20 protein-coding genes are annotated in these 19,597 nt (G+C 69.9%); 4 read left to right on the top strand and 16 right to left on the bottom strand.

The annotated features are described in order from the left end of the window. Position 1: 1 nt before the first annotated feature. Both gatA and gatB read left to right on the top strand, forming a co-directional pair. A complete protein-coding gene (gene gatA / locus ASF45_RS28445; RefSeq protein ID WP_056671505.1) occupies positions 2-1,468 on the top strand; it encodes an Asp-tRNA(Asn)/Glu-tRNA(Gln) amidotransferase subunit GatA in 1,467 nt (488 codons plus the stop codon). Position 1,469: 1 nt separating this feature from the next. Next, positions 1,470-2,960 carry an Asp-tRNA(Asn)/Glu-tRNA(Gln) amidotransferase subunit GatB gene (gene gatB / locus ASF45_RS28440; protein WP_056671503.1) on the top strand — a complete coding sequence of 497 codons (1,491 nt, stop codon included), beginning with the start codon at positions 1,470-1,472 and terminating at the stop codon, positions 2,958-2,960. A gap of 3 nt (positions 2,961-2,963) precedes the next feature. Here the strand turns inward: gatB and ASF45_RS28435 are convergent, their stop codons facing one another. After that, positions 2,964-3,608 (bottom strand): DUF4124 domain-containing protein, encoded by a 645-nt coding sequence (locus ASF45_RS28435; protein ID WP_235581058.1) that lies wholly within the window; start codon positions 3,606-3,608, stop codon positions 2,964-2,966. Next, positions 3,605-4,321 (bottom strand): orotate phosphoribosyltransferase, encoded by a 717-nt coding sequence (gene pyrE / locus ASF45_RS28430; RefSeq protein WP_056671501.1) that lies wholly within the window; start codon positions 4,319-4,321, stop codon positions 3,605-3,607. Before pyrE ends, ASF45_RS28435 begins: the two co-directional genes overlap by 4 nt. Positions 4,322-4,331: 10 nt before the next feature. Here pyrE and ASF45_RS28425 point away from each other — a divergent pair, with 10 nt between their 5' ends. Next, positions 4,332-5,123, top strand: a complete 792-nt coding sequence (locus ASF45_RS28425; protein WP_056671499.1) for an exodeoxyribonuclease III — start codon at positions 4,332-4,334, stop codon at positions 5,121-5,123. A gap of 27 nt (positions 5,124-5,150) precedes the next feature. Here the strand turns inward: ASF45_RS28425 and ASF45_RS28420 are convergent, their stop codons facing one another. Beyond that, on the bottom strand, positions 5,151-6,398 hold the full coding sequence (locus tag ASF45_RS28420) for an SGNH/GDSL hydrolase family protein (RefSeq protein WP_056671497.1): 1,248 nt from the start codon (positions 6,396-6,398) through the stop codon (positions 5,151-5,153). Between the two features lie 76 nt (positions 6,399-6,474). Here ASF45_RS28420 and ASF45_RS28415 point away from each other — a divergent pair, with 76 nt between their 5' ends. After that, positions 6,475-7,359 carry a LysR family transcriptional regulator gene (locus ASF45_RS28415; protein ID WP_056671495.1) on the top strand — a complete coding sequence of 295 codons (885 nt, stop codon included), beginning with the start codon at positions 6,475-6,477 and terminating at the stop codon, positions 7,357-7,359. A 52-nt stretch (positions 7,360-7,411) separates the two neighbouring features. On the opposite strand, the gene ASF45_RS28410 is transcribed toward ASF45_RS28415, so the two are convergent. The 13 genes from ASF45_RS28410 to ASF45_RS28350 all read right to left on the bottom strand — a co-directional run bounded on the left by ASF45_RS28410 (position 7,412) and on the right by ASF45_RS28350 (position 19,433). Next, positions 7,412-8,140: a GntR family transcriptional regulator gene (locus ASF45_RS28410; RefSeq protein ID WP_056671493.1), complete on the bottom strand. Its 729-nt coding sequence runs from the start codon at positions 8,138-8,140 to the stop codon at positions 7,412-7,414. Positions 8,141-8,176: 36 nt separating this feature from the next. Then, positions 8,177-8,872, bottom strand: a complete 696-nt coding sequence (locus tag ASF45_RS28405) for a cysteine hydrolase family protein (protein WP_200932228.1) — start codon at positions 8,870-8,872, stop codon at positions 8,177-8,179. Beyond that, positions 8,872-10,443, bottom strand: a complete 1,572-nt coding sequence (locus ASF45_RS28400; RefSeq protein WP_056671491.1) for an ABC transporter ATP-binding protein — start codon at positions 10,441-10,443, stop codon at positions 8,872-8,874. The genes ASF45_RS28405 and ASF45_RS28400 overlap by 1 nt, the downstream gene beginning before the upstream one ends. Next, entirely contained in the window at positions 10,440-11,135 is a 696-nt protein-coding gene (locus tag ASF45_RS28395) for a cysteine hydrolase family protein (protein ID WP_369802182.1), read from the bottom strand. Before ASF45_RS28395 ends, ASF45_RS28400 begins: the two co-directional genes overlap by 4 nt. After that, positions 11,132-12,160, bottom strand: a complete 1,029-nt coding sequence (locus ASF45_RS28390; RefSeq protein ID WP_056671490.1) for a formamidase — start codon at positions 12,158-12,160, stop codon at positions 11,132-11,134. Before ASF45_RS28390 ends, ASF45_RS28395 begins: the two co-directional genes overlap by 4 nt. Before the next feature lie 13 nt (positions 12,161-12,173). Next, a complete protein-coding gene (locus tag ASF45_RS28385) occupies positions 12,174-13,094 on the bottom strand; it encodes an ABC transporter permease (protein ID WP_056671488.1) in 921 nt (306 codons plus the stop codon). Continuing rightward, on the bottom strand, positions 13,091-14,194 hold the full coding sequence (locus tag ASF45_RS28380; protein WP_056671486.1) for an ABC transporter permease: 1,104 nt from the start codon (positions 14,192-14,194) through the stop codon (positions 13,091-13,093). The genes ASF45_RS28385 and ASF45_RS28380 overlap by 4 nt, the downstream gene beginning before the upstream one ends. 4 nt (positions 14,195-14,198) lie before the next feature. After that, positions 14,199-15,302 (bottom strand): BMP family ABC transporter substrate-binding protein, encoded by a 1,104-nt coding sequence (locus tag ASF45_RS28375; RefSeq protein ID WP_369802185.1) that lies wholly within the window; start codon positions 15,300-15,302, stop codon positions 14,199-14,201. Positions 15,303-15,427: 125 nt separating this feature from the next. Further along, positions 15,428-15,808 carry an oxalurate catabolism protein HpxZ gene (gene hpxZ, locus ASF45_RS28370; protein WP_056671482.1) on the bottom strand — a complete coding sequence of 127 codons (381 nt, stop codon included), beginning with the start codon at positions 15,806-15,808 and terminating at the stop codon, positions 15,428-15,430. Positions 15,809-16,148: 340 nt separating this feature from the next. Beyond that, positions 16,149-17,570 (bottom strand): AtzE family amidohydrolase, encoded by a 1,422-nt coding sequence (locus ASF45_RS28365; protein WP_056671480.1) that lies wholly within the window; start codon positions 17,568-17,570, stop codon positions 16,149-16,151. Next, the gene (locus ASF45_RS28360; RefSeq protein ID WP_056671478.1) at positions 17,567-17,770 is read right to left on the bottom strand and encodes a DUF4089 domain-containing protein; all 204 of its coding nucleotides are present in this window, start codon (positions 17,768-17,770) and stop codon (positions 17,567-17,569) included. Before ASF45_RS28360 ends, ASF45_RS28365 begins: the two co-directional genes overlap by 4 nt. 17 nt (positions 17,771-17,787) lie before the next feature. Continuing rightward, positions 17,788-18,609, bottom strand: coding sequence for an ABC transporter ATP-binding protein (locus tag ASF45_RS28355; protein WP_056671476.1), 822 nt, complete (start codon positions 18,607-18,609; stop codon positions 17,788-17,790). Then, positions 18,606-19,433: an ABC transporter permease gene (locus tag ASF45_RS28350; protein WP_056671474.1), complete on the bottom strand. Its 828-nt coding sequence runs from the start codon at positions 19,431-19,433 to the stop codon at positions 18,606-18,608. Before ASF45_RS28350 ends, ASF45_RS28355 begins: the two co-directional genes overlap by 4 nt. Between the last annotated feature and the right edge of the window lie 164 nt (positions 19,434-19,597).

Raw genomic sequence — 19,597 nt, 5'->3', positions numbered from 1 at the left:
CATGGCCTTCGACCTGACCCAAGCTACCGTGGCCGCCATCGCGGCCCGCATCCAGGCCCGCGAACTCTCGGCCGCCGAGGCGGCCCAGCACTTCCTGGCCCGCATCGAACAGCACCGCGGGCTCAACGCCTTCGTCGCCACCGACGCCGAAGCCACACTGGCCCAGGCGCGCGCGGCCGACGCGGCGATTGCCGCCGGCAACGCCGGCCCGCTGGCCGGCGTTCCCATCGCGCACAAGGACATCTTCGTCACGCGCGACTTCCCGACCACGGCTGGCTCGAAGATGCTGGAAGGCTACCGCTCGCCGTTCGACGCCACCACCGTGGCCCGCCTGGCCGCGGCCGGCGCCGTCACGCTGGGCAAGCTCAACTGCGACGAGTTCGCCATGGGCTCGTCCAACGAGAACTCGGCCTATGGCGTCGTGCAGAACCCCTGGGACGCCTCGCGCATCCCGGGCGGCTCCTCGGGCGGCAGCGCCGCGGCCGTGGCCGCGCGCCTGGCCCCGGCCGTGACCGGCACCGACACCGGAGGCTCGATCCGCCAGCCCGCCGCTTTCTGCGGCGTCACGGGCATCAAGCCAACCTACGGCCGCGCCTCGCGCTACGGCATGGTGGCCTTCGCCTCCAGCCTGGACCAGGCCGGCCCCATGGCCCGCAGTGCCGAAGACTGCGCGCTGCTGCTGTCCGCCATCTGCGGCCCCGACCTGGACCGCGACTCGACCTCGCTGGACCGCCCGGCAGAGGACTTCGGCCGCAGCTTGAACGACAGCCTGGACGGCCTGCGCATCGGCGTGCCCAAGGAGTTCTTCGGCGACGGCCTGGCCGCCGATGTGCGCGCCGCGCTCGACGCCGCGCTCAAAGAATACGAGAAGCTCGGCGCACGCCTGGTCGAGATCTCGCTGCCGCGCACCGAGCTGGCCATCCCGGTCTACTACATCATCGCGCCGGCCGAGGCCAGCTCGAACCTCTCGCGCTTCGACGGCGTCAAGTTCGGCCACCGCGCCGCCCAGTACGGCGACCTGCTGGACATGTACAAGAAGACGCGCGCCGAAGGCTTCGGCGACGAGGTCAAGCGCCGCATCATGGTCGGCACCTATGTGCTGAGCCATGGCTACTACGACGCCTACTACCTCAAGGCGCAGCAGATCCGCCGCATGATCGCCGACGACTTCCAGCAGGCCTTCAAGACCTGCGACGTGATCGCCGGCCCGGTCGCGCCCACCGTGGCCTGGAAGCTCGGCGACAAGTCCGACGACCCGGTCGCCAACTACCTGGCCGACATCTACACCCTGCCCGGTTCGCTGGCCGGCCTGCCGGGCATGAGCCTGCCGGCCGGTTTCGGCGAAGGCGGCATGCCCGTGGGCCTGCAGTTGCTGGGCAACTACTTCGGCGAAGCGAAGCTGCTCAACGCGGCCCACCGCTTCCAGCAGGCCACCGACTTCCACCTCCGCCAGCCGGAGGGCTTCTGACATGAGCGAAACCAACGCATTCGAGGCCGCACAGGCCGGCCGCCCCACGGGCCCGCTGGTGCAGGGCTATGAGGTCATCATCGGCTTCGAGACCCACGCCCAGCTGTCCACCGCCAGCAAGATCTTCAGCCGCGCGTCCACCGCCTTCGGCGCCGAGCCCAACACCCAGGCCTGCGCCGTGGACCTGGCCCTGCCCGGCACGCTGCCCGTCATGAACAAGGGCGCGGTCGAGCGCGCCATCCGGCTCGGCCTGGCGCTGGGCTCGACGATTGCGCCGCGCAGCATCTTCGCGCGCAAGAACTACTTCTACCCCGACCTGCCCAAGGGCTACCAGATCAGCCAGTACGAGATCCCGGTCGTGCAGGGCGGCACGGTCAGCTTCTACCTCGGCGACGAGCACAAGACCGTGCGGCTGGTGCGCGCGCATCTGGAGGAAGACGCGGGCAAGTCGCTGCACGAGGACTTCATCGGCCAATCGGGCATCGACCTGAACCGCGCCGGCACGCCGCTGCTGGAGATCGTGACCGAGCCCGACATCCGCTCCTCGGCCGAGGCCGTGGCCTACGCCAAGGAGCTGCACAAGATCGTCACCTGGATCGGCATCTGCGACGGCAACATGCAGGAAGGCAGCTTCCGCTGCGACGCCAACGTCTCGGTGCGCAAGCCCGGCGACAAGCTGGGCACGCGGCGCGAGATCAAGAACCTGAACAGCTTCAAGTTCATGCAGCAGGCCATCGATTTCGAGATCCGCTGGCAGATCGAGCAGATCGAGGACGGCCTGGCGATCCAGCAGGCCACCGTGCTGTTCGACCCCGACACGGGCGAGACGCGCGCCATGCGCACCAAGGAAGACGCGGCCGACTACCGCTACTTCCCCGACCCGGACCTGCCGCCGCTCGTGATCGCACCCGAGTGGGTCGAGCAGGTGCGCGGCGAGATGCCCGAGCTGCCGCGCGCCATGGCCCAGCGCTTCGTGGCCGACTACGGCCTGCCGGCCTACGACGCCACGCAGCTGACCGCAAGCAAGGCCACCGCGGCCTACTTCGAGCAGGCCGCGAAGGCCAGCGGCCAGGCCAAGCTGGCCAGCAACTGGGTCATGGGCGAGATCTCGCGCCGCCTCAACGCGGGCGAGCTGGGCATCGACCAGGCACCGGTCTCGGCCGCGCAGCTGGCCGCGCTGCTGGGCCGCATCGCCGACAACACCATCTCCAACAACGCGGCGCGCCAGGTGTTCGACGCGCTGTGGACCGGTGAAGGCCAGGACGTGGACGCCGTCATCGAGGCCAAGGGCCTCAAGCAGATGAACGACGACGGCGCACTGGACAAGATCCTCGACGAGGTCATCGCCGCCAACCCCGACAACGTGGCGCAGTTCAAGGCCGGCAAGGACAAGGCCTTCAACGCGCTGGTCGGCCAGGCCATGAAGGCGAGCAAGGGCAAGGCCAACCCGGCCCAGGTCAACGCGCTCTTGCGCAAGAAGCTGGAAGGCTGAGCCTCAGCGCGGCCGGCCAGGCTGCGCCTGCTCGGCCCACAGCACGCGCAGCCGCGCAAGCTCCTCGTCGTAGCGCTCGTTCACGCGCTTGCGCTCGGCCTCCTGCTCGGCGATCACGCCCTGCTGCGCGGCCACGCTGGCCTGGTGCTCGTCGAGCAGGCTGCGCAGCCTGGGCGGCAGCTTCTCGGGTGGGGTGTTGGGATAGAACTCCAGCTCCCGGTCCAGCAGCTGGCGCTGCTTGTCGAGCGCCTGCATGCGCTGCTGGGCCAGCGCCAGCACCCCGTCGACGGGAGCCAGCGCGTCGGCGCGCGCGCGATCATGGGCCGCCTGGTCGCGGTAGCGCGACAGCATCGCGCGGCTGCGGCGGATCTCTTCGTTGTTGCGGGACTGCTCCTCGGCGGCCTTGCGTTCGCGCGCCTCGATCTGCGCCCGCTCGCTGGCCGTGAGGGAGGGGCCGACCTCGCGCCGCAGGCTGCCGCTGGGATTGAGCTCCTTCTGCACGCGGTCGATGCATTCCCGGATCGGCCGGTCCGAGGTGATGCGCCGGCCCTGCCCGTCCACGCAGGTGTAGATGCCCTGCGCCTGCACCAGCACGGCCCAACCTGCTGCGAGCAGGCCGAGCGCCACGCGGGTGCACACACCGGTCACGAGCCGGCGCCCTCCTGCACGCCGTAGCGCTGGCGGTAGGCCAGCACGCGGCCATGGTGCTCGGCCAATGCGGCCTGGCTGCCGCCGGCCAGGTACTGCAGCAGGTCTTCGAGCCGCGCGATGGCGCAGACCTGCAGGCCCAGCTGGCGACGCACGTACTGCACGGCGCTGTGCGGCACGTCGCGGCCGTCCTCGGTCGCCATCTCCTGGCGGTCCAGCGCGATGACCACGGCGTGCGGCGAGGCACCGGCGGCGCGGATCAGCGCGATGGACTCGCGCACCGCGGTGCCGGCCGACATCACGTCGTCCACCACCAGCACACGGCCCTTGAGCGGCGCGCCGACCAGCGTGCCGCCTTCGCCATGGTCCTTGGCTTCCTTGCGGTTGTAGGCGAACGGCAGGTTGCGGCCACGCCGCGCGAACTCCACGGCCAGCGCCGCGGCCAACGGAATGCCCTTGTAGGCCGGGCCGAACACCATGTCGAACTCGGTGCCGCTGGCCTCCAGGGCCGAGGCATAGAATTCCGCGAGCCGGGCCAGCTTGACGCCGTCGTCGAACAGGCCTGCGTTGAAGAAGTACGGGCTCATGCGGCCCGCCTTGGTCTTGAACTCCCCGAAGCGCAGCACACCGGCCTCGACCGCGAAGCGCACGAAGTCCTGGGCCAATCGATCGTTCTGGCCGGCATCCGCTGCGCCGACCTTGTGTTCCACCATGGGAGCTTCCTTGTTCAAGTTGACCAGCCTGAATCTCAACGGCATCCGTTCGGCCACCACCAAGGGCGTCGAAGCCTGGATCTCGGCAACGGGCCCGGATTGTATTTGTGTACAGGAGGTCAAGGCCCAGCTGCCCGACGTGCAGGGTCGCTTCGAGCAGCTCGCCGGGATGCAAGGCTACTTCCACTTCGCGCAGAAGAAGGGCTATTCGGGCGTCGGGATCTACAGCCGGCATGCACCGAGCGACGTGCGGATCGGCTTCGGCGCACCGGAGTTCGACGACGAAGGCCGCTACATCGAGCTGCGCTTCGACACGCCGGCCCGCAAGCTCTCGGTGATCAGCTGCTACTTCCCGAGCGGCTCCTCGGGCGAGGAACGCCAGGCCGCCAAGTTCCGCTTCCTGGACCTGTTCGACCCCTACCTGGTCGCGCTGAAGCAGGAGCGCGAATTCATCCTGTGCGGCGACATCAACATCGCGCACCAGCCCATCGACCTCAAGAACTGGCGCAGCAACCAGAAGAACAGCGGCTTCCTGCCCGAGGAGCGTGCCTGGATGGGCAAGCTGCTGTCCGAGACCGGCGTGGTCGACGTCTACCGCCGGCTGCACCCCGAGACCACCAGCGAGTGCTACACGTGGTGGAGCAACCGCGGCCAGGCCTGGGCCAACAACGTGGGGTGGCGGCTGGATTACCACCTGGCCACGCCCGCCATGGCCGCGCACGCGCGCAGCGCCGCGGTGTTCAAGGACCAGCGGTTCTCCGACCATGCGCCGCTGACCATCGACTACGACTTCACGCTGTAGCCCGCTGACGGTCCCGCGCGGGCCTGCTCATGGCCGCGCCCCTTCGGCGGACGTCCCGAGCAAGGCGTCCAGGTCGATCGCCTCGGCCATGCGCCGGTAGCCGGCGTCGCCCGGGTGCAGGTGGTCGCCCGAATCCAGCGCCGGCGCCAGCCGGGTGGGATGCGCAGGGTCGCGCAGCACGGCGTCGAAATCGACCACGGCATCGAACACGCCCGCCTGGCGGATCCACGCGTTCAGCGCCGCGCGCTGCGCCTCCTTGGCTGGGCTGTGGTGTCCCTGCAGCGGCGTGCCCTGCAGCGCTTGCTCGAACGGCGGCACGGTGCCGGCCATCACGCGCACACCACGCGCATGCGCCTGCGTGACCAGCTGCCGCAGACCGGCCTGCAGTTCGGCCAGCGCGGCCGGCGCCTCGGCCGGCGCGAACGGGCTGCCGGGAAAGCCGATGTCGTTGGTGCCGAGCAGCACCACGATGGCGCGCACGCCGGGGTGGCCCAGCCCATCGCGCTCCAGCCGGGCCAGCGCGCTGTCGCCCCAGCCACCGTGCAGCAGGCGGTTGCCGGCGATGCCGGCGTTGAGCACGGCGACGCCGCGCTGCGCCAGGCGCCGCGACAGGTGGTCGGGCCAGCGCTGGTCCGTGCCAACGCCCGAGCCGTTGCCGTCGGTGATGGAGTCGCCGAGCGCGACCACGGTCGCCGGTGCCTGCCCGGTGTCGACCCACAGGCCGGAGACGAAGGCGCGGGTTTGCAGGACCTGCAGGACCGGGGCCGTGCGGCGTCCCACGGCATTGCCCTGCAGCAGCAGCGTCTGCTCCTGCGCATCCCAGTGGAAGCCCGCGGTCGCGGTGGCCTGCGGCAGATGGAGGTCGACCTGCAGGCGCTCGCCGGCCGCGACGGACAGCGCGAGCGGGTCGCTGACCACCCGTGCACCGGCGGGAACGACCGTGCCATCCCGCCCCTGGAAACGGACCGCGCGGGCCGGCCCGGCGCCGTCCTGGCGCAGAGCCACCGCCCCCAGCGTGAGCGGCGCACGGCCGTATTCGTTGCTGACGACGAGCCGGACACGCCCGCCGCCCAGGCTGCTGCGCAGCGACTGGCGCAGCGTCATGTCGCGCAGGCTGGCTGGCATCCCGAGCGGAACGACCCAACCCTCGCCCCACACGGGCTGGGCGGCAGAGAACCAGGTGGGCTGCCATGGCCGCGGCGGCGCCGCCGCGACCGGCAAGCTCAGCAGCGCCGCGAGCGGGGCGGCAAGGAAAAGCGTCTTGAGGCGTTGCATGCCGCCACTGTCGCCAATGCCATCCGCATTGAGAAGATGGCAAAGTGGAAGCCTCTCCATTCAAAACTGGAATGCCATGGACCGGCTGCGCGCCATGCACATGTTCGTGAGGGTCGCCGAGCTGGGCAGCCTGTCGGCGGCAGCCCGCTCGCTCTCCACCACCCAACCCACGGCGAGCAAGCTGATCGCGGCCCTGGAGGCCGCGCTCGGTGTGCAACTGCTCGAGCGCGGGCCCGCACGCGCTGCGCTGACCGAGGAAGGGCTGCGCTTTGCCGACAGCGCGCGGCGCCTGCTCGAGGACTACGAGGAGGCCGTCGCCGACCTCGACCAACGCACGCGCGAGCCGCGCGGCCTGGTGCGCATCGCGGCGCCCGTGGCGCTGGGCGAACTCCGGCTCCACCCGCTGATACTGCGCACGCTGCGGCAGTACCCCGAACTGCAGATCGACCTGGTGCTGGAAGACCGTTTCGTCGACCCGGTGGAGGAACGCTTCGACCTCACCGTGCGCATCGGCGGGCCCCTGCCGCCCGACCTGGTGGCGCGCGCGCTGGCCAGCTGGCCGCGCTACATCGTCGCCTCGCCCGGCTACGTGGAACGCCACGGCCGGCCCGAAGCCCTGGAGGACCTGGCCCGCCACAGCTTCTTGCGCTACCCGGGATGGAACGACGGCGTGGTGACGCTCAGCCGCGGCGGCGACCGGGTGGACCTGCCGGTCAGCACGCGCTACCGCGTCAACCACGCGGTTGCGCTGCTGGACGCGGTGCGCGAGGGCGCCGGCATCGCGTTCCAGCCCTGCTGGATGGTCAACGCCCTGCTCCAGCGCGGAGAACTGGTGCGCCTGCTGCCCGAGTGGAGCGGGCCGGCACAGCACGCCTGGCTGGTCCATCCGCGGCGCCGCCGGCAGCCGATGCGGGTGCAGCTCATGAAGGACTTGCTGGTCCGCGAGATCCAGGCGCTCTAGCGCCGGCCGGGCGGCCGACAGACAAGCCCCGTCCGCCCACGTGGCACAGGTCTCAACGCGGCCCGTAGCCCCCCTGGCGCGCCAGGTGCACCTGGTGCAGCGTGATCTTGCGCACCTCGGCCTGGCTGGTCTCGATGTGGGCGCGCATCAGCATCGCGGCCTGGTCGCCGCGCTTGCGCTGCACGGCCTTGAGGATCTTGGCGTGCTCATCGTAGGTGGCGTCGATGCGCAGCTGCTGCGTGAAGTCGAGCCGGCGGATGATGCGGATGCGCTCGGTCACCTCGCGGTGCACGCGAGCCATCTCGCCGTTGCCGGCGGCCGCCACGATCTGGCAGTGGAAATCCTCGTCCCATTGCGAGACCCGGGCCATGTCGCTGCTGCGCTCGGCCGGTGGCACCAGCCAGATCGCGGCCAGCGCATCGAGCAGACCGTGGTCCACCCGCACCGCGTCCTCGCAGAGCCGGTGGATGGCCGTGGTCTCCAGCACCATGCGCAGGTCGTAGAGCTGCTCGAACTGGTCGAAGTCGAAGGGCAGCACGCGCCAGCCCGAGCGGAACAGCACCTCGACGAAGCCCTCCTGCTGCAGCCGGAACAGCGCCTGGCGCACCGGCGTGCGCGACACGCCCAGGCGCTCGCTGATCTCGTTCTCGGTGAAGCGGTCGCCCGGCACGAGCTGGAAGTCGGCCACGTCGCGCTTGAGCTGTTCATAGACCTCGTCGGCGCGCGAACGGAAGGCTGCGGCCTGTGCGGCCGGGGGCTTCTTGGAAACGTTGGGAGGCACGGAGTGCGTGGAGCCTGGATGGTGAAAGGCGCTACCTTACTCCGAATGCAGCGCCGCCAGCAGCTGCGCGCTGGTGGCCGTCCAGCCGACGATGCCGCCCTGGGCACGGACCATCTCCAATGCCGCCGCCTTGAACTGCGGAAAGTAGCTCTCGGTGCAATCCTCCAGCACCAGGCACTCGTAGCCGCGGTCGTTGGCCTCGCGCATGCTGGTCTGCACGCAGACCTCGGTGGTCACGCCCATGAACACCAGCGAGCGGATGCCGGCCTGCTGCAGCAGGTTCTGCACGGGCGTGCCGTGGAACATGCCCTTGCCCGGCTTGTCGACCACGATCTCGCCCGGAACCGGCGCCAGCGCCGGGATGATCTCCACGCCCGGCTCGCCGCTGACCAGCACGCGGCCCATGGGCCCCACATCGCCGATGCGCAGGCTGGGGTTGCCGCGCAGGCGCTTGGCGGGCGGGCAGTCGCGCAGGTCGGGCCGGTGCGCCTCGCGCGTGTGCAGCACCAGGCCGCCGGCCGCGCGCCAGGCCTGCAGTGTGCGCCGGCAGGCCGGCACGATGGCCTCGAGCAGCGACACATCGTTGCCCAGGCTGGCGCCGAAGCCACCGGGCTCGATGAAGTCGCGCTGCATGTCGATGATGACCAAGGCCGTGGTGGCCAGATCGAACGGGAAGTCGAAGGGCCGGGCCTGCACGGCCAGGCTGCGGATCTCGCGCACATCGCTCTGCATCAGTGGCCTCCTCCCATGTGGGCGCCCAGCACCTGGCGCTCGGCGCCTGCGGCAGGGGTTTCGTAGACGATGCGGCCCTCGCTCATGACCACGATGCGGTCCGACAGCTCCAGCAGTTCGTCCAGGTCCTCGCTGACCAGCAGCACGGCGCCGCCCTTGTCGCGCACCTGCACGATGCGGCCATGGATCTCGCGCACGGCCGCGAAGTCCAGGCCGAACACCGGGTTGGCCGCGATCAGCACATTGATGTCGCCGGCCAGCTCGCGCGCCAGCACGGCGCGCTGCACGTTGCCGCCCGACAGGCTCTTGATCGGCGCGCCCTCGCCCTGGGTCTTCACGCCGTACTCCTGGATCCAGGCGCGCGCGCGGCTCTTCCACTGGCCGAAGCGCAGCCAGCCGCCGGCCGACAAGGGCGGCGCATCGTAGTCGCGCAGCGCCATGTTCTCGGCCACGGACAGGTCGCCCACGCAGGCGTTGCGCAGCGGCTCCTCGGGCAGGCTGCGCAGCTTCAGGCGCGTGTTCTCGGCGCGGCGCGCGGCATAGGGCTCGCCCATCACGGTCACGCTGCCGGCATGGCGCGGGCGCTGGCCGACCAGGGCCTCGACGAGTTCGCGCTGGCCGTTGCCGGAGACACCGGCCACGCCCAGGATCTCGCCGCTCCTGACCGCGAGGTCCACGCCGTGCACGGCCAGGGTGCCGCGGTCGCCCATGGCGCTCAAACCCTGCAGCTGGAGCGCCACGCGGGCGTCGGCCGGCACGGGGCTGCGCGCCATGCCGGTGTCCGCCTCGGCGTGCAACACCTCGGCCGGTGTCGCCGCCTCGCCCATCATCGCGGCGGCCAGCCGGGCCGGGTCGGTGTCGGCCACGCGGCAGTGGTGCACGGCCTTGCCCCGGCGCAGCACGGTCACGGCGTCGGTGTAGGCCATGACCTCGCGGAACTTGTGCGTGATGATGAGGACCGTGCACTGCCCGCTCTGCGCGAACGCGCGCACATGGCCCAGCACCTCGTCGGCCTCCTGCGGCGTGAGCACCGAGGTCGGCTCGTCCAGGATCAGCAGGCGGGGCTTCAAGTACAGCTGCTTGAGCAGTTCGAGCTTCTGCTTCTCGCCGGCCGCGAGTTCGGCCGGCCGCGCGTCCAGGTCCAGCCGGAACGGGGTGGTGGCGAGGAAGGCTTCGAGCTCGGCGCGCTTGGCCTTCCAGTCGATCACGGCCGGCGTGTCACCGCCGGCCAGCAGCAGGTTCTCGGCCACCGTCATGCCGGGCGCCAGCGTGAAGTGCTGGTAGACCATGCCGATGCCCAGGGCCCGCGCAACGATGGGGTTCGCGATGTCGCGCTCGCGGCCGTCGATGAGGATGGCGCCCTCCTCGGCCTGCTGGAAGCCGGCCACGCACTTGACCAGCGTGCTCTTGCCCGCGCCGTTCTCGCCCAGCAGGGCGTGCACGCTGCCCGCCTCCACGCGCATGCTCACGTGGTCCATGGCCGTGAAGGCGCCGAAGCGCTTGGTGAGCTGGTAGGTCTCCAGCGCCAACGCACCCGTGGCGGAGGACGGCGTCTTGACCGGGGCGATCATGACAAGGCCTCGATGAGTGCGGCCGAGGTCGCATGCGCACCGAACACCCCGCCCTGCATGGTGACCATGTTCAGCGCGGCCTGGTGGTTGGCCGGGTCGGTGGCGGCCGTGCAGTCCGACAGCAGCAGGCACTCGAAGCCGCGGTCGTTGGCGTCGCGCATGGTGGTGTGCACGCACACGTCGGTGGTGATGCCGGCCAGGACCAGGTTGCAGATGCCGCGCGTGTGCAGCACGAGTTCCAGGTCGGTTGCGTAGAACGAGCCCTTGCCGGGCTTGTCGATGACCACCTCGCCCGGCAGCGGCGCGAGTTCGGGAATGATCTCCCAGCCCGGCTCGCCGCGCACCAGGATGCGGCCGCAGGGCCCGGCGTCGCCGATGCCCAGGCCGCCCTGGCCGATCTGGCGCGAGCGCCAGCGCTTGTTGGCCGGCAGGTCCGACAGGTCGGGCCGGTGGCCCTCGCGCGTGTGGATGATGGTGTAGCCCAGGGGCCGCAGCACCTCGAACAGCTTCTTGATCGGCTGGATCGGCGCCTGTGTCAGCGACAGGTCGTAGCCCATCACGTCCACATAGCCACCCTTGCCGCAGAAGTCGGTCTGCATGTCGATCACGATCAGCGCCGTGTTGTCGGGGCGCATGCTGGCGTCGTAGGGCCAGGCGTAGGGGTTGGCTGGTACTTGGTGCGTCATGCTCATGCCACCTTCTTCAAGGCCTCGGGTGGGGCTTCGGCGCCCTGGTAACGCCGCGTCGGCGGTGCGAAGCCGCAGGAGCTACCGTCCGTCACCTGCACGGTGTCGGTCCACGGCAGCCGGTAGCGCCCGGCCACCATGTCCTGCATGAAGGTGTACGGGCAGTCCTGCGCACCGCCCTGCACCGCCACATAGCCCCTGTGCCAGAGCTGGTACGGGTTGTTCTCGACACCCCAGCCCGCGCGCGCCTCGCGCACGAGGTCGGGCCGCAGTTCGGCCGTGACGATCTCGTCGGGGCGGCCGCCGCCTTCGACCATGACCGTGCCGTCGAAGCTGCAGAACATGCCCTGGCCCATGGAGTCGAAGCTGCCGTCGCTGCCGCACATGCAGACGCTCGCGGTATAGGCCAGGTTCTGGAAGGCGTTGCTCTGGTTGGTGATGCGCCAGGCATGGCGGATCGGCGCGGTGTAGCCGGCCGTGCGCAGGATCACCTCCGCGCCCTTGTACGCGGCCTCGCGCGCCATCTCGGGGAACATGCCGTCGTGGCAGATGATGAGGCTGAGCTTGACGCCGTTCGGCCCCTCGCAGACCGGCACGCCCAGGTTGCCGGGCTCCCAGGGCTCGACCGGCACCCAGGGGTGCAGCTTGCGGTAGTAGAGCCGGATGGCACCGGTGTCATCAATGATCAGGCCGCTGTTGTAAGGGTTGCCGCTCGGGTTGGCCTCCATGATGGAGAAGCAGCCCCAGATGCGGTGTTCCACGCAAGCAGCCTTGAACGCAGCCACCTCCGGCCCGTCCAGCGTGCACAGGATGGCGGGGTTGGTGTCCATTGACAGGCCGTGCAGCGCGTACTCCGGGAACACCACGAGGTCCATGGTCGCCATGTTGCGGCGCGCCTTGCCCACCAGCTCGCAGATGCGCCGCGTCTGCGCCGCGAGGTCGTCCGGCGTCACCACCACCGGCAGCTGCAGCTGCACCAGGCCCAGCACCACGCCGGCCTTGGACTTGTTCAATCCACCGAGTCCACTCATTGCACCATTCCTCTCATCGCGCGGACGACAACTCGCCCGGGCTGCCCGTGGCTACCGCACCGGGCTTGCAGGTGATCACGAGGATCAGCAGCGTCAGCACGTAGGGCACGGTGTTGAACAGGTGGTAGCCATAGCTCACGCCGATGGACTGCATGGCCGGGCCGATGGCGCCGGCGCCGCCGAACAGCAGCGCCGCACCCACGCAGCGCAGCGGGCTCCAGCGCGCGAAGATCACGAGCGCCACGGCGATCAGGCCCTGGCCGCTGGAGATGCCCTCGTTCCAGCTGCCCGGGTAGAACAGCGTCAGCGAGGCGCCGCCCAGGCCGGCGATGGCCCCACCGGCGGCCGTGGCCGCGATGCGGATGCCGTTGACCGAGTAGCCCAGCGCCTTGGTGGCCATGGCCGAGTCGCCCGCCAGCCGCACCAGCAGGCCGGCGCGCGTGCGGCCGAAGGCCCACCACAGCGCCACTGCCAGCAGGATGCCGATGGGCAGCAAGGCATTGATCTGCAGCGCCGCCTGCACCACAGGCGAATCGCTCCAGCTGCCGAGCGGGATGGCCGGCAGCTGCGGCGCCTGCGGCTGGATCAGCGGCTTGCCGAGGTAGAACGCCAGGCCCATGCCCAGCAGCATCAGCGCGATGCCGGTGGCCACGTCGTTGACGCCCGTCAGCGAGCACAGCACGCCGTGCAGCGTGGCCAGCAGCGCGCCGACCGCCGCGCCGACCAGCACGCCGACCCAGGCCGAGCCGCTCCAGTAGGCGCCGCCGAAGGCCGCCATGGCCGACAGCACCAGCACGCCCTCCAGCCCCAGGTTGATGCGGCCGGACTTCTCGGTCAGGCATTCGCCCAGGCTCACGAACAGGAAGGGCACGCCCACGCGCAATGCCCCGCCCACGATGCCGGCGAACAAGGCGATCCATTGGTCAGAGGTCATGCCAATGCTCCTTGCAGGTTGCCCGGCGCAGTCCGGTACTCCAGTTCCTCGTAGGGCCGCGCGAACAGCTTGCCCAGCACCACCTTGCCGTCGACATGGCGCAGCGCCTCGCTGGCCAGGATCAGCACGAAGGCGATGCCCTGCAGCACCAGCACCGAGGCGTCGGGCAGGCCCACGCGGCGCTGCAGCAGGCTGCCGGCCGCGCCGAAGCCGCCGAACAGGATGGCCACCGGGATGATGGCGATTGGGTTATGCCGTGCCATGAAGGCCACCAGGATGCCGGCGTAGCCGTAGCCCGCGATGATGGAGGCGTTGGCATTGGTGTGCACCGCCGCCACCTCCACCGCGCCGGCCAGGCCGGCGCAAGCGCCGCCCAGCGCGCAGGCGCCGATGATGAGTTTGGATGCCGGCAGCCCCACCAGCTGCGCCGTGCGCGGGTTGCCGCCCACCACACGCACCGAGAAGCCCGAGGCCGTGCTACGCAGCCAGACCCAGAAACCCAGGCAGGCGACGACGCCGATGGCCAGGCCCCAGTGCACGTCCGAGCCCAGCATGCCGGTGATGCGCATGCCCTCGTCCAGCGGCAGCGTCGACGGCTTGTTCAGGCTGGCCGGGTCGCGCAGCGCGCCCTCCACGAGGTGCTTGAACAGGCCGATGGCCACGTAGGCCAGCAGCAGGCTGCTGATGGTCTCGTTGATGCCGCGGTACTGGCGCAGCCAGCCGGCCAGCGCGATCCACAGCGCGCCCAGTGCGGCACCGGCGGCGCAGACCAGCACCGTGCCGATGGCATTGGCCGGCAGCGGCACCAGGTAGGGCAGCGCTGCGCAGCCCAGGCCGCCCAGCACGAGCGCGCCCTCGCCGCCGATGACGACCAGGCCGGCGCGCGCGGGGATGGCCACGCACAAGGCCGTCAGCATCAAAGGCGCGGCGCGCTGCAGCGTGTTCTGCCACGAGAACCAGTCGCCGAACGCGCCCTTGAACAGCAGCGTCCAGACCTCCACCGGGTCGACGCCGGCGAAGGCGACGAAGAGGCCGAACAGCAGCAGCGCCGCGGCGATGGCGGCCACCGGCAGGCCGATGTCCTTGGCGAGGGAGTTCATGGCGTCAGAAGGAGCCTTGCACGCCTTCGACCAGGTAGTTCATGCCTTCCAATGCCAGGTCGGTCTGCTTCTGCACCTGGCCGGCGGCGATGACCTCCTTGCCCTTGTTGTCCTTGAGCGGGCCCTTGAAGATGTCGAACTGGCCGGCCAGCATCTTGGCCTTCGTCTCGTCGGCCTGCTTCATGGCCGCATCCGTCACGGCCGGGCCATAGGCCGACATCTTCACGAAGCCTTCCTTCATGCCGCCGCGCAGGAAGTTCGGGTGCGGCTTGCCGCTGCGGGCCGCGTCGATGATGGTCTTGTAGGCCGTGATCCAGTTCCACTCGGCGCCCGTGAGGTAGGCCTGCGGCGCGAGCTTGGCCTGGCTGGCGTGGTAGCCGCAGACCATCTTGCCGCGCTTGGCTGCTGTCTCGACGATGACCTTGGGCCCGTCCACGTGCATGGTGAACACGTCGCAGCCCTGGTCCGCCAGGCTGTTGGTGGCCTCGGCCTCCTTGACGGCCATGGACCAGTCGCCCGTGAAGATCACGCTGCAGGTGATGCCCGGCTTGACCGAGCGCGCGCCCAGCGTGAACGCATTGATGTTGCGCAGCACCTGCGGGATGGGCTTGGCCGCGACGAAGGCGATCTTGCCGCTCTTGCTCAGGTGGCCGGCCACCACGCCGTTGAGGAACTGCGCCTCGTCGATGTAGCCGAAGAAGCTGCCCGCGTTCTTGGGGTGCTTGCCCTCGGTCCACATGCCGCCGCAGTGCGAGAAGCGCACGTCGGGGTATTTGGCGGCCAGCGCCAGAAGGTGCGGGTCGTAGTAGCCGAAGGAGGTCGGGAACAGCAGCTTGGCGCCGTCCTGCATGATCATGCCGGTCATGCTCTTCTGCACGGCCGCGGTCTCGGGCACGTTCTCTTCCTCGACCACCTTGATGCCGGGCATCTTCTTGACCTCGGCCGCGGCCTGGGCATGGGCCTGGTTGTAGCCGTAGTCGTCGCGCGGGCCGACGTAGATCACGCCGATGGTGAGCGGGGCCTGCGCCGCCGCCAGGCCATGGAGGCCTCCGAGTGCGCCGGTGGCGCCGACGGCGGCCAGGGTCTTGAGCGAAGCACGGCGGTTCATCTTGTCCATGGGGCTGACTCCATTTGCGATCGGGGTTGGGAGCTGCATCAAAGCAGTGCGGCGGTCTTGAACTTCAACTTGGATACATGAAGGCGTGCAAGGAGCGTGCCTGAACAGATCTGCGCTCAGGCCATCAGGCTCACGTGCGCAGACACCACGCGCCAGCCTTCGGGCAGGCGCAGCCAGGTCTGGCTTTGCCGGCCGATGCGCGGGCTGCCTTCGCGCTGGAACTCGATGTTGGTGGTGGCGAAGTCACGGCCGTAGGTGGTGATGGCGGTGCGCGTGACGGTGCGGGCCAGGCCCTGCGACGGGCGGGCGGCGCGAAAGGCCTGGATCGCCTCGTACCCGTACAGGTTCTCGCCAGCGCCGTAGCGCAAAGTGTGCGGGCTGTTCCAGAACAGTGCGTCCAGCACCTCGACCTTGTTGTTCACGAGCGCGTCTTCGTACTGCGCAAACGCGGCCGTCACTTCGGCCAGCACGTCGGGGAGGTTGATGTCTTGGGTCATGTTTCTGTTCGGCGATGTGTTGCTTGCGATGCGTGCTTCGGTTGCGCGTGGGCCGACGCCACCGGGTGGCCTTCTCCGCGAATGTCCCCCGGCTTCGCCTCCTCCTTTATTTCGCTGCGAAGGCCACCCGATGTCCTCGACCTTGGAAGCGTCGCGTCGTGCGGGCTCATGCAACGCGACGCTGACGGATCGCGTCGATGGCGTGCTCTGCGCAGCGAAATAAAGGAGGAGCCCTGGGCCGCCTGCGGCCCAGGGCGGGGGACATTCGCGGAGCAGAGCACGCCGTCGGCGTGGTCCCGCACCCGCGCCAGCCGGTCATCGATGCGCACTGCACACAACTTCATGGCAGCGGAGCCACAGGCGCCCGCACCACGCCCAGGCCCTCCAACGCAGCGGCCGCGCGCAGCGCGATGTCTTCGCGCCAAGGCGCGGCAATCAGCTGCACGCCGATGGGCATTCGCGGGTGCGCGTCCCAAACCGGCACGCCACACACCGGCAAGCCGATGCACGAAATCGGCTGCGTGAGCAGACCCATGCTGGGGCGCAGCGGCAGCCGGCGTTCGCCCAGCGTGAGCCATTCGGTGCCGACGGGCGTAGCGGCGCAAGGTGTGGACGGCGCCAGCAGCAGGTCGTACTGCGTGAACACCTGCGCCACGGCCTCGGCGTAGAGCCGGCGCACGCGCTGCGCGCGCGCCACCCAGGCGGCGGGCAGCAGCGCGCCGGCCAGGAATCGGTCGCGCGAATGCGGCTCGAAGTCCTGCGCGCGGCTGCGCAGGTCTTCCAGGTGCAACGAACCGGCCTCGGCGTTGGTGATCAGGAACGCGGCGGCACGGCTTTCTTCGACCAGCGGCAGCGCGACACGCGCGCTGGCACCCAGCGCCTCGGCCACGCGGTCGACGGCGGCCAGCGCCTCGGGCAGCGCGTTGTCGCGGAACCAACCGTAGAGCACGCCGATGCGCAATCCCGCCACGCCCTTGCCCAGCAGGGGCATGACGGGCTCGGCCGCGCGCTGCGCACAGCCCGGGTCACGCAGCGCGCCTGACTCGGGGCCCTGCATGGCATCAAAGCTCAGCGCCAGGTCGCGCACCGAGCGCGCGAACGGGCCCAGGTGGTCCAGGCTGGAGATGAAGGGGTAGCTGCCGCTGCGTGGCAGCCGGCCGAAGGTCGGTTTCAAACCGAACACGCCGCACAGCGACGCGGGCACACGGATCGAGCCGTTGGTGTCCGAGCCCAGCGTGATCGGCACCTGGCCGGCCGCCACGGCCGCGCCGGAGCCGCCCGAGGAACCACCGGCCACGCAGTCCAGGTCGTGCGGGTTGCGGCACGGCCCCTCGTGGCTGTTCTCGGTCGTGAAGCCGTAGGCGTACTCGTCCATGTTGAGCGCGCCCACGAGCACGGCACCGGCCGCCTCCAGGCGCTGCACGAGCACCCCATCGGCGCTGGCCGGGGGACTGTCGCGCTCGATCTTCGAGCCGGCCAGCGTGCGCAGCCCGGCGATGTCGAACAGGTTCTTGACGGCGAAGGGCACGCCCAGCAGTGGCTGCGCCGAGAGGTCGCCGCCAGCCGCGACGCGCGCGTCGAGTTCGGCCGCACGCGCCAGAGCACGCTCGCGCACCAGGTCGGTGAAGGCGTTGACGCGGCCGTCGGTCGCCGCGATGCGGGCCAGACTGGCCTCGGCCAGGGCCACAGCGCCGACCTGGCCCGCGCGCACGGCGGCGGCCATGGTGGCGCCGTCGGCCAGCAGCAGTTCGGCGGCGGTCATGCCAGGTCCTCGGGCGCGATGGGCGTGAAATGCACCGCCGTCTCGTCGTGCGGCGCCAGCGGAACGCGCGCCACGGTGTCGGCCATGCCGGCCGCAAGCGCCAAGAACTGCAGCACGCCGGGGCGGTGCGCGGGGTCCAGGGTCAGGCCCAGCGCGGGCGCCACGGCGTCCACGTAGGCTTCGATCTGCTGTGGGGTCAACGAACTCTCCTTGCGCGCTACCGCCGCACTTCCCGCTGGAAAATCTCCAGGCTGAGCTTCTTGGCACGGATGAAGCTGGGCTCCGACAGCGTGGCCACGGTGCGCGGTCGCGGATCGGTGTAAGGCAAGATCTCTGCCACCTTGGTCGGCCGCTTGGTCAGCAGCAGCACCTCGTCGGCCAGGTACACCGCTTCCTCCAGATCGTGCGAGACCAGCAGCATGGTGGTGCCGGTCTGCATGAACACCTCCTGCAGCTTCTCGCGGATGAAGAGCGTCATCTCGAAGTCGAGCGCCGAGAACGGTTCGTCCAGGAACAGCACCTCGGGGTTGGGCGCCAGCGCCCGCATGATCGACGCCGTCTGCTGCTGCCCGCCCGACATCTCGTAGGGGTAGCGGTTCAGGTCGAACTTGACGTCGAAGCTGGCCACCAGCTCGGCCATGCGCCGGTCCACCTCGACCTTGCTCTTGCCGGCCAGCTTGAGCGGGTAGGCGATGTTGTCGATGGTGCGCATCCACGGGAACATGGCCTCGCGGTAGTTCTGGAACACGTAGCCGATCTTGGTGTCCTTCAGGCTCTTGCCGTCGAACAGGATCTCGCCCGCGTCGATCGGGATCAGCCCCGCGATCATGTTGATCAGCGTGCTCTTGCCGCAACCGTTCGGCCCGAACACCGAGACGATCTTGTGCTTGGGGATGTCGAGGTCGAAGTTCTCGTACAGCGGCCAGCCCGCGAAGTACTTGGTCAGCCCGCGGATGGTGATGTGGGTGCCCGCCGGGCCGGGCTGGAACGGTGCCTTGGGGACGTCGGCGACGACGGGGGCATTCAGTACGGCGTTCATCGTCCACTCCAATGCACGATCTTGCGTTCCAGCATCAGGAACAGGATGTTCAGCGCGTAGCCCAGGGCTCCCGCCGCGAGGATGGACGCGTACATGTCGCGCACGTTCATGACCTGCTGCGAGTTGATGATGCGGTTTCCGAGGCCCGAGTCGGCGCCGATGAACATCTCGGCCACGATCACGATCACCAGCGCCATCGACACCGCCGAGCGCAGGCCGACGAAGCTGGGCTGCAGGCTCTCCCAGATCAGCACGTCCTTGAACACCTGCCAGCGCGTGGCGCCCATCACCCTGGCCGCCATCACGCGCTGCTTGCGCGCGTTGATGACGCCGTAGGCGCTGTTGAACACCACGATCAGGAAGGCGCCGAACGCGGCGATGGCGATCTTGTTGACGTCGGAGACGCCGAAGATCATGAGGAACAGCGGGATCAGCGCCGAGCTGGGCGTGGAGCGGAAGAAGTCGATCAGGAACTCCACGCTGCGGTAGGCCTTCTCGTTGCTGCCCAGCAGCACCCCGAGCGGCACGCCGATGGCCGCGGCGATGAAGAAGGCCTGCAGCGTGCGCCAGACCGTGACGGCGAAGTCCGTCAGCAGCGGCCCGCCCCACAGGCCCTTGATGAGCGTGCCCAGCGCGTCGAGCGGCGGCGGCAGCAGCAGCGCCTTGATCATGCCGGTGCGCACCACCAGGTCCCACAGGATGAACAGAGCGATGGGGCCGATGAAGGGCAGCACCTTGTCCCAGACCGGCGCCTTGGGTGCGCTGGTCGTGGCCTGGGCCGCGGGCGGCGTCCAGGGCTTCACGGTGGAGGGCGTGGCGGCCATGGCCTTAGAACCCGCGAATGGACTGATCGCGCCCACGACAGGGTGCGGCGGCCCGCAGGCGTAGGCGCAGGCCGCCGCCCTGGCTCATGCCAGGGCAAGGACTGCAACGCCCGCATGCGGGCTGCCGTGCCCTGGCCCGCAGGGCGAGGCCCTCGGCAGCACGT

It is taken from the genome of Pseudorhodoferax sp. Leaf265 (assembly GCF_001422365.1).
In the GTDB taxonomy this organism is placed as follows: Bacteria; Pseudomonadota; Gammaproteobacteria; order Burkholderiales; family Burkholderiaceae_C; genus Pseudorhodoferax.
The sequence above is the reverse complement of the archived record's forward strand: the minus strand, read 5'-3'. Positions and strand labels throughout refer to the sequence as shown.